This is a genomic window from Falsiroseomonas oryzae (genome assembly GCF_027856955.1).
Lineage (GTDB): Bacteria > Pseudomonadota > Alphaproteobacteria > Acetobacterales > Acetobacteraceae > Falsiroseomonas > Falsiroseomonas oryzae.
On the sequence record NZ_JAPSMD010000210.1, the window covers coordinates 1 to 9,289 of the forward strand.

The 9,289-nt window shown below is 70.9% G+C and carries 9 protein-coding genes; 7 read left to right on the plus strand and 2 right to left on the minus strand.

Features of this window, described 5'->3' with window-relative positions; all coding sequences use genetic code 11:
• Window positions 1-917 (minus strand): D-alanyl-D-alanine carboxypeptidase family protein (locus tag OZN99_RS18525; protein WP_270936750.1); only part of this gene is annotated, 917 nt, incomplete at its 3' end.
• Window positions 918-1,273: 356 nt separating this feature from the next.
• Here OZN99_RS18525 and OZN99_RS18530 point away from each other — a divergent pair.
• The 7 genes from OZN99_RS18530 (at window position 1,274) to OZN99_RS18560 (ending at window position 8,362) form a co-directional block, all read left to right on the plus strand.
• Window positions 1,274-1,792 (plus strand): phasin family protein, encoded by a 519-nt coding sequence (locus OZN99_RS18530; protein ID WP_270936751.1) that lies wholly within the window; start codon window positions 1,274-1,276, stop codon window positions 1,790-1,792.
• A gap of 346 nt (window positions 1,793-2,138) precedes the next feature.
• On the plus strand, window positions 2,139-2,492 hold the full coding sequence (clpS, locus tag OZN99_RS18535) for an ATP-dependent Clp protease adapter ClpS (RefSeq protein WP_270936752.1): 354 nt from the start codon (window positions 2,139-2,141) through the stop codon (window positions 2,490-2,492).
• Window positions 2,493-2,659: 167 nt separating this feature from the next.
• The gene (gene clpA / locus OZN99_RS18540; protein WP_270936753.1) at window positions 2,660-5,011 is read left to right on the plus strand and encodes an ATP-dependent Clp protease ATP-binding subunit ClpA; all 2,352 of its coding nucleotides are present in this window, start codon (window positions 2,660-2,662) and stop codon (window positions 5,009-5,011) included.
• A gap of 97 nt (window positions 5,012-5,108) precedes the next feature.
• Entirely contained in the window at window positions 5,109-5,450 is a 342-nt protein-coding gene (locus tag OZN99_RS18545; protein ID WP_270936758.1) for a carboxymuconolactone decarboxylase family protein, read from the plus strand.
• A complete protein-coding gene (locus OZN99_RS18550) occupies window positions 5,447-6,538 on the plus strand; it encodes a class I SAM-dependent methyltransferase (RefSeq protein WP_270936754.1) in 1,092 nt (363 codons plus the stop codon). The genes OZN99_RS18545 and OZN99_RS18550 overlap by 4 nt, the downstream gene beginning before the upstream one ends.
• Before the next feature lie 142 nt (window positions 6,539-6,680).
• Window positions 6,681-7,955, plus strand: a complete 1,275-nt coding sequence (locus OZN99_RS18555) for a trypsin-like serine peptidase (protein WP_270936755.1) — start codon at window positions 6,681-6,683, stop codon at window positions 7,953-7,955.
• A 2-nt stretch (window positions 7,956-7,957) separates the two neighbouring features.
• Window positions 7,958-8,362, plus strand: a complete 405-nt coding sequence (locus OZN99_RS18560; RefSeq protein ID WP_270936756.1) for a carboxypeptidase-like regulatory domain-containing protein — start codon at window positions 7,958-7,960, stop codon at window positions 8,360-8,362.
• A 158-nt stretch (window positions 8,363-8,520) separates the two neighbouring features.
• On the opposite strand, the gene OZN99_RS18565 is transcribed toward OZN99_RS18560, so the two are convergent.
• Window positions 8,521-9,289, minus strand: a 769-nt coding sequence (locus tag OZN99_RS18565) for an alpha/beta hydrolase (protein WP_270936757.1), incomplete at its 5' end; no start/stop codon positions are given.

A 9,289-nucleotide genomic window follows, 5' to 3' on the forward strand; every position in this document is an offset into this window, starting at 1 on the left:
TGCCGGCCGGCCTGCTGCGCGCCGCCGCGCGGCAGCGCCGCCGCCTGCGCCGTGCGAACCAGCAGCGGGGTCGGGCGGGCGCTGGCCACGCCCAGCCGCTCGAAGCTCTGGTCCAGCAGCGCGGCCATGTGCTGGTCGCGCTCCACCCAGGAGCTCCCGCCGAACACCGCGCCGACCACGCGCTGGCCGCCGCGGCTGGCACTGGTCACGATGTTGAAGCCGCTGGCGTTGATGAAGCCGGTCTTGATGCCGTCCACGCCCTCATAGGTCTCGAGCATGCGGTTGTGGTTGCGGATGCGCAGGCCGCCGAACTGGGCGTGGGTGACGCCGAAATAGTGGTAGCGATCCGGGAAGTCCTGGAAGAGCCGGCGGCCGAGGGTCGCCATGTCGCGCGCCGTCGTCACCTGGTCCGGATCCGGCAGGCCGGAGGCGTTGCGGAAGGTGGTGCGGCTCATGCCGAGGGAGCGGGCGCGCAGCGTCATCATCTGGGCGAAGCGCGCCTCCGACCCGCCGATCCGCTCGCCGACCGCCGAGGCGACGTCGTTGGCGGAGCGGGTGACCAGGGCCAGGATCGCCTGCTCGACGCTGATCGACTGGCCGGCGGGGATGCCGAGCTTGGAGGGCGGGCGGGAGGCCGCCTCCTCCGACATGGTGACGCGCGAATCGAGGCTGAGCCGGCCCTCGCGCAGCGCCTCGAACACCATGTAGAGGGTCATCATCTTGGTGAGTGAGGCCGGGTGGCGGGTCTCGTCGGCGTTGGCCGAGACCAGGGCGGTGCCGCTGCGGTTGTCGAGGACGATGGCGGCGTAGCGGTCGCTGCCGATCTGGGCGTGGGCAGGCCCGGTCCATCCGAACGCCTGGGTTGCGAGCGTGGCTCCGGCCAGCAGGCCGACGCGCAAGGCGTGCCCGAGACGCATCGATGGTGATCCCCCCGTCGCGGCACCCCCTCGTGCCGCGCCGACTGTCGCTACCCTATTGAATACCGAGCCCCGCTGTCCAGCGGCACGAAGCTGGAACAGAGTGTAAGCGCAGCCACTTGGGGCGGAGTCTTGCAGCGCCCTGAGACCGGCTGCGGGCGATCTCCGCCGCGGTTCCGGAGGGCACGAGCGCGTGATCGCGGGCGCTTTGCTGCACTGCAAAAAAATGCTTGCGCCGCGTGGCCGGAGCGGCCTAATACGCTCCTGTGCTGCGGTGCAGCAAAATCCTCGGGGCCGGGCGTCGGCTCCCGGCCGGTCCCAGGCCCGGTCGCCAGGACAGGTGAAGGAACAGGGCAATGGCTGCTGAGCCGAAGGAAAGCAAGCGCACGATCGCGCTGGTGGATACGACCGCGACGCAGGGTGCGGCGCAGGCGAAGAAGTTCGTTGAGGACGGCGCCGTGCAGGCGCGTGCGGCGATGGAGAAGGGCATGGAACAGGTGACGAAGCAGGCTGAGACGTTCTTCAAGGCGGCCGAGGAGGCCGCGGAGTTCGGCCGCGGCAACCTCGAGGCGGTGAGCAAGTCCGCGCAGGTCTTCGCCGTCGGCTTCCAGGACATCGGCAAGCAGGTCTTCGCCATGACCCAGGCGCTGACCGACCACGCGATGGAGAGCGCGAAGGCGCTGGCCGCCGTGAAGAGCCTGAAGGAGGCCGCCGACATCCAGGCTGCCTTCGCCAAGGCCTCCATGGAGCGCTCCATGAGCGAGGCCGCGAAGCTGCAGGAGGCGACCTTCCGCCTCGCCGAGCAGGCTTCTGCGCCGCTGACCGCGCGCATGACGCTGGCGGTCGAGAAGTTCGGCAAGCCGCTCGCGGCCTGATGCGCCGACCGCCGGGCGCCCTCGCGGTGCCCGGCCGATCCGCGACCGGGGCCCGGTCCGGCCGCTTCCTTCCGCCGCTGGCGGAGGGGGCGGTCGGGCCGGGCCCTTTTCGCGTGGAGGCCCGGCTTGCGGTTCGCCTGCGCGCCCGTTTTCCGGGCGCCGCGAGGTTGGAGTTGCGTATCGCCGCGGCAAGGCCTTCACTCGCAGCCCTGCGCTCCGATATCCTGGGCTGCCGCCCGGCCGTCCGGGCGAGGCGACCAGCGCGATCCGGCCCGGCTTGTCCCGGGGGGCCGGTCTGCGCATCGGGCTACCAGGACAGGCGACCAGGCGCGCGACCAAGGCAGGCATGAGCGACAACGACAAGCGGAATGGGCCAGGCGGGGGCTCCGGCGGCGGGACGGAGGGCCCGAACACCGGCGTCGTCGTCAAGGCGCGCCCGCGCACCCGCAAGCCGTCCATGTACAAAGTGTTGATGTTGAACGACGACTACACGCCCATGGAGTTCGTCGTCCACGTCCTCGAGCGGTTCTTCAGCAAGAGCCGGGAGGAGGCGACGCGCATCATGCTGCACGTCCACCGGCGCGGCGTCGGCGTGTGCGGCGTCTATACCTATGAGGTCGCCGAGCACAAGGTGACCCAGGTGATGGACCTGGCGCGCCAGAACCAGCACCCGCTGCAGTGCACCATCGAGAAGGAATGAGGGCGCAGGACCGATTCTTGCTTGGCCCTCGGACGTGCCTCCGGTGTCCGCCACGCATGAAGGGCGGCCCCACTGTCGCAAGGGAGAGGGAGTGACCACATTGAGGGCAACCCCGGCCGGGGCGCTCCGTTGAGCGCCACGCCCACCCGATAGGGAGCGTCAAGCCTATGCTGTCCCGCAACCTCGAGCAGACGCTCCACCGGGCCCTTGGTCTCGCGAATGAGCGCCGCCACGAATACGCCACCCTGGAACACCTGCTGCTGGCGCTCGCCGACGACGCGGATGCGGCGACCGTGCTCCGCGCCTGCGGCGTGGACGCCGACAAGCTGAAGCGCGACCTGTCGGAGTTCCTGGACAAGGACCTGGCCGGCCTGGTCAGCGACCGCGCCGGCGACGCCAAGCCGACCGCCGGCTTCCAGCGCGTCGTCCAGCGCGCCGCCATCCACGTCCAGTCCTCGGGCCGCGACGAGGTGACGGGCGCCAACGTGCTGGTCGCCCTGTTCTCCGAACGCGAGAGCCACGCGGTCTACTTCCTGCAGCTGCAGGACATGACGCGCCTGGACGCGGTGAACTTCATCAGCCACGGCATCGCCAAGGCCCCCGGCCGCTCCACGACGCGCCCCGTGCAGGGCACGCCGACCTCCTCCAGCGAGGAGCAGCCGGAGAAGGAGGAAAAGCCGCAGCGTGGCGGCCGCGGCCAGGACGCGCTCTCCAACTACTGCGTCAACCTCAACAAGAAGGCGCAGCAGGGCAAGATCGATCCGCTGATCGGCCGCGACAGCGAGATCGAGCGGACCATTCAGATCCTGTGCCGCCGCACCAAGAACAATCCGCTCTACGTGGGCGATCCGGGCGTGGGCAAGACCGCCATCGCCGAGGGCCTGGCCAAGCGCATCATCGAGGGCGACGTGCCGGAGGTGCTGCTCAAGTCCACGATCTTCGCGCTCGACATGGGCAGCCTGCTGGCCGGCACGCGCTACCGCGGCGACTTCGAGGAGCGGCTGAAGGCGGTGGTCGCCGAGCTGGAGAACCAGCCCGGCAGCATCCTCTTCATCGACGAGATCCACACGGTGATCGGCGCCGGCGCGACCTCCGGCGGCGCGATGGATGCCTCGAACCTGCTGAAGCCGGCGCTGGCGCAGGGCACGCTGCGTTGCATCGGCAGCACGACCTACAAGGAATACCGCAACTACTTCGAGAAGGACCGCGCGCTGGTTCGCCGCTTCCAGAAGATCGACGTCAACGAGCCGACGGTCGAGGATGCGGTGAAGATCCTGCAGGGCCTCAAGACCAACTACGAGAAGCACCACAAGGTCCGCTACACGCCGGAAGCGATCCGCGCCGCCGTCGAGCTCTCGGCCAAGTACATCCACGACCGCAAGCTGCCGGACAAGGCGATCGACGTGATCGACGAGGTCGGCGCCTCGCGCATGCTGCTGCCCGAGAACAAGCGCCGGAAGACCGTCACGCTGAAGGACGTGGAGGAGATCGTCGCGAAGATCGCGCGCATCCCACCCAAGTCGGTCAGCGCCGACGACAAGGAGACACTGAAGAACCTCGAGCGCGACCTGAAGTCCATGGTGTTCGGCCAGGACAAGGCGATCGAGGCGCTGTCGGCCGCCATCAAGCTGTCCCGCGCCGGCCTGCGCGACCCGGAGAAGCCGATCGGCAACTACCTGTTCGCGGGCCCGACCGGCGTCGGCAAGACGGAGGTCGCGAAGCAGCTGTCGAAGACGCTCGGCATCGAGCTCGTGCGCTTCGACATGTCCGAATACATGGAGCGCCACAGCGTCTCCCGCCTGATCGGCGCGCCGCCGGGCTATGTCGGCTTCGACCAGGGCGGGCTGCTGACCGATTCCATCGACCAGCATCCGCACTGCGTGCTGCTGCTCGACGAGATCGAGAAGGCGCACCAGGACCTGTACAACATCCTGCTGCAGGTGATGGACCACGGGAAGCTGACCGACCACAACGGCAAGACCGTGGACTTCCGCAACGTCATCCTGATCATGACGACCAATGCGGGCGCGGCGGACCTGGCGAAGCCCGCCATCGGCTTCGGCCGCGACACCCGCGTGGGCGAGGACCAGGAGGCGATCCAGCGCCTGTTCACGCCGGAGTTCCGCAACCGGCTCGACGCCGTCATCTCCTTCGCCGGGCTCGGCGCGGAGATCGTGGCCCGCGTGGTGGACAAGTTCGTCATGCAGCTCGAGGCGCAGCTCGCCGACCGCAACGTGACGATCGAGCTGTCCAGCGCGGCCCGGGAATGGCTGGCGGAGAAGGGCTACGACCCGCTCTACGGCGCGCGTCCGCTGGCGCGCGTCATCCAGGAATACATCAAGAAGCCGCTGGCGGAGGAGCTGCTGTTCGGCCGCCTCGCCAAGGGCGGCGCGGTGAAGGTGGGGCTGAAGGACGGCGCTCTGTCCTTCGACTACATCGAGGTCGCGCCGCCGGCGCTGCCGAAGCCCGAGGAAGGCGAGGGCGACCAGCCCGAGCGCGAGCCGGAGACCGCCGAGTAGCGCGAGCCGGCTGCCGCGAGGAGGATCGGAAAGGCGTGGTCCCGCGGGGCCACGCCTTTCCTGCATCAAGGGGATTGAGATGACCACCGACACCCGCATCGAGGACTGGGACGGCTACAGCGCGGGCCTGCGCGAGCGCGGCAAGGAATTCACCGCGCTGCACCCCGAGTTGATGAAGGGCTTCGCCGCGCTGAACCGGGGCGCCGCGAGCGCGCAGCACCTGGACGCCAAGACGCGGGAGTTCATCGCGCTGGCCGTCGCGGTCACCACGCGCTGCCAGGGCTGTATCGACGCGCATGCGCGCAAGGCGAAGGCGGCCGGCGCGACCAAGGCGGAGATCGCGGAGGCGCTCGGCGTCGCCGTCGCGCTGAATGCCGGCGCGGCGCTGACCTATTCGCTGCACGTGCTGGACGCGGTGGACGGGACCGGCCAGGGGTGACCTCCGCCGCGGCCGGGCTCGGCCTCGATGCGCTGGGCCGGCTGCACGGCACCGACAAGGCGTCGCACGGCCACGGCTATCTCGAGATCTACGAGCCCTTCTTCCGACCGCTGCGCGACGCGCCGATCCGCCTGCTGGAGATCGGCGTGGACAAGGGCAACTCGCTCCGGCTGTGGAAGGCGTATTTCCCGCTCGCCACGGTGATCGGCGCCGACATCGTGCCCGAGAAGGCGGCGCTGGCCGAGGACCGCATCGCCATCGAGATCGTGGACCAGTCGCAGCCCGCGCAGCTGGAGGCGCTGGCCCGCCGGCACGGCCCCTTCGACATCGTGGTGGAGGACGGGTCGCACATCTGGGGGCACCAGATCGTCTCGCTGCAGGCGCTGCTGCCCTTCGTGCGGCCCGGCGGGCTGTATGTGGTGGAGGATCTGCACACCAATTTCGGCAGCCTCGCGCCCCGCTTCCGTCGCGGCGCGCCCTTCTCCTGCGTGGAGTACCTGCAGCGGCTGGCGGCGCTCTGCGTGGCGGGCCAGCGCGAGCCGGCTGAGGAGCCGGATGCGTTCCTGCGCGCGCAGGCCGGCCAGGTCGAATCCGTGCTGTTCGCGAAGCACTGCGCCATCATCCGCCGCGCGGTGCCGCTGGACCTCCGCGCCAGCCTGCCGATCCTGCCCGCCGCGCCGCCCGGCTTCGAGATGCTGGTCAGCATCGGCGGCGTCGGCGACGTGCGCAGCGCGACCGGCAGCGCCGGCTTCCCGGAACGTGGCGCGATCAAGGGATTCCGCCTGATCCCTGCGCCCACGGCGCCCGATGTCGCGGGGCTTCTCGCCCGCGTTCGCGATGCGGATGGCGGGTGGAGCGCGTGGCAGCCGGCCCGCGCCTTCGCCGGCGGGCGTCGCCATGCCGGGGACCTGACCGGCTTTGCGTTGCGCGCGGCGGAGGGGACGGCGCCGCCGTTGCGCCTGGTCGGCCGATTCCGCGGCGTGGCGGAGCCCGTGGTCGTCCCGATCGGCGCGGATTGCGTGGCGCCGCACGGCCTCGCGCCGCTCGAGGCGATGCAGATCCTGCGCGGGGAACCGCCGGCGGCCTGATCGGAACGCAGGCGCGCCGGGTCAGGGATTCGGTCCTAAGTTTCGCTGGAATCGGGCGAAGCCAATATCGTATACAATCGTTGCGACTGGCCCCCCCCGATCCTTGCAACGCCAGGTCGCGATTTGAGGAAGGGACTTCGTCATGAGTTCCACGCTCACTCGTTACGAAAGCGAATCCGATTACGGCATGCCGCAGGGCGCCGCCGCGGAGAGCGGCGACTCGTCCGAGATCGTCGGCGACAGCGGAATGGGGACCGAGTTCGGGCAGCAGGTCGACGAATCCGTCATCACCGCCGACGACCACTCCGCCGTCGCCGGCAGCGGCGAGGAGGCCGGGCCGACCGAATCCGTCTCGGAGGCGGCGCAGGAGACCAACTTCGAAACCGGCGTCGAGTGGAACCCGGCCGCCCGGACGGAGAGCATGGGCGAGCAGGAAGCCATGGTGGATGCCTACTTCGCCAGCGCGCCGGCGGTCACCGTGCCGACGCCGCAGCAGCAGGAGATCTTCGGCGCGATCGCCGCGGCGCTGGTGCCGATCGCCAAGGCGGTGGTCCCGACGCTGGTCGCGCCGCTGGCCAAGCAGGCGGGCAGCGCGCTGGCCAACCGCGCGAGGACGCTGCTGCGCCGATTCCCCGGCCTGCCGCGCATTCCCGGCATCACCGAGACCGGCGGCGCCGAGAGCGGCATGGAGTTCGACGGCCTGACCGAGGCGAGCCTCGTCCAGCTCGAACAGGCGCTCACCGCGCTCGAGGTGGTGATCGGCCCGGATGACCGCGTGCAGGTCAAGAACACCAGCCAGCAGCCCTGGCGGCGCATCTGCCACCTGTCGATCATGACCAAGACCGGCGCCAGCTTCCTCGGCACCGGCTTCTTCATCGGGCCACGCACCATCGCCACCGCGGGGCACTGCGTCTACATCAAGAACCATGGCGGCTGGGCGAAGCAGATCGTCGTCACGCCGGGCCGCAACGGCAGCAACAAGCCCTTCCAGAGCGTCACCGCCGTGCAGTTCCGGAGCGTGAAGGGCTGGCTGGCCGGCAAGCGCGACTGCGACTACGGCGCGATCATCCTGCCGCGCTCGTTCAACAACCCGACCTTCGGCGCCTTCGGCTTCGACGCCTGGAGCGACAGCCAGCTGCGCGGCGCCAAGCTGAACCTGGCCGGTTATCCCGGCGACAAGCCGCCCGGCACGATGTGGTACCATGGCCGCGTCGCGACGGGGCTCTCGCAGCGGGTGATCACCTACGACATCGACACCGCAGGCGGACAGTCCGGCTCGCCGGTCTGGGTGAAGAAGGGCGACAGCCGAATCGTGGTGGGCGTCCACACCAACGGCGCAAGCGGCGGCAATTCCGCCACCCGCGTCGTGCAGCCGGTGAAGGACAACTTCGTGCGCTGGCGGAAGGAGGGCGCCTGACCATGTCCGGCAGCGGGCGTCGTCCTCCGAACCAGAACGAGCGAGGGAGGAACCACGGCAACCCGCTGCCGCGTGGCCAGATCGCCGGGCGCGTCCTGGACGCCGAAGGCGAGCCCATCGCGGAGGCGCAGGTCCTCATCGCGCAGGGTCCCGCCCACCAGGACATTGCCGCGCTGACCGGTGCCGACGGCCGCTTCGCCTTCGGCGGGCTCGTCGCCGGCAACTACACGCTGCGGGCGCAGGCGACGGGCTATGGCCCGGGGCAGGCGACCGTGGTGCTCATGCCGGGCAGCCGCAGCGCACGCGTCGACATCGAGCTGGACCGCGCCGCCGCGGTGCCGAACGTCCGGCGCCGCACGCCGGCGCGGTCGAGCGACGCCGACGAGATCCCGGGCTCGGACGAGTAGGGGCTGCCTCCCCGCGCGCCCCCGGCGCGCGGGGAGGGAGGCTAGCCCGCGATCGCCCTGAGCGTGCACACCGAAGGTGGGTGCGGCGAAGGGCGTGAATCGCCGGGCCAGAGAAGCGAGACCGGCGTAGCCCTGAACACAGTCAGGGCTACGCCGGTCTAGGTCCCGCCGGGCGGCGCGCGCAGGAAGCCCACGACCTCCTGCCACGCCCTCGGCTTCGCGAAGCCGTAGCGTCGCGCCGGCGCGCTGAGCGCCACCATGGGCGCGATGTGCCCCGCGCCCTCCAGCAGGTGCAGCCGCGCCGCGCGGCCGTTCGCGCGCAGCGCATCGGCCAGGCGCTCGGCATGGAATGCGCCCACCACCCTGTCGCCCGTGCCGTGCAGCAGCAGCAGCGGCGGCGCGCCGGCCAGCGCCGCGGCATCCGGCACCGCCTGGATCTTCCCGCCGGGGGCGCGGGCGAAGATGCTGCGCACCGGCTCGTCATCGGGCTGCCAGGCGATCGGCGCGGAGACCAGCACGCCGCCGGCCAGCGCCTGGCGTCCGCCGGGCAGTCCCGCCTCGGCCAGCCACCGCGGATCGAGCGCGAGCGACGCCGCGATGAAGCCGCCGGCCGAATGGCCCATCACGAAGAGCGGACCGCCGGGCGCCTGGCCCGATCCGCGCAGCCAGGCCAGCGCGGCGGCGCCGTCCTGCAGGAAGTCGGGCCAGCGCGCATCCGGCCACAGCCGGTAGTCCGGCACCGCGACCGCGATGCCTTCCGCCGCCAGGGCGCGGGCCAGGAAGGCGTAGTGCCCGCGGGAGCCGACCTGCCAGGCGCCGCCATGGAAGAACACCAGCAGCGGCGTGCCGGCGCCGGCATCGCGCGGCAGGGTCAGGTCCAGCAGGCCGCGCGCGCCGGGCGCATAGCGCAGGCCGCGCCGTTCCACC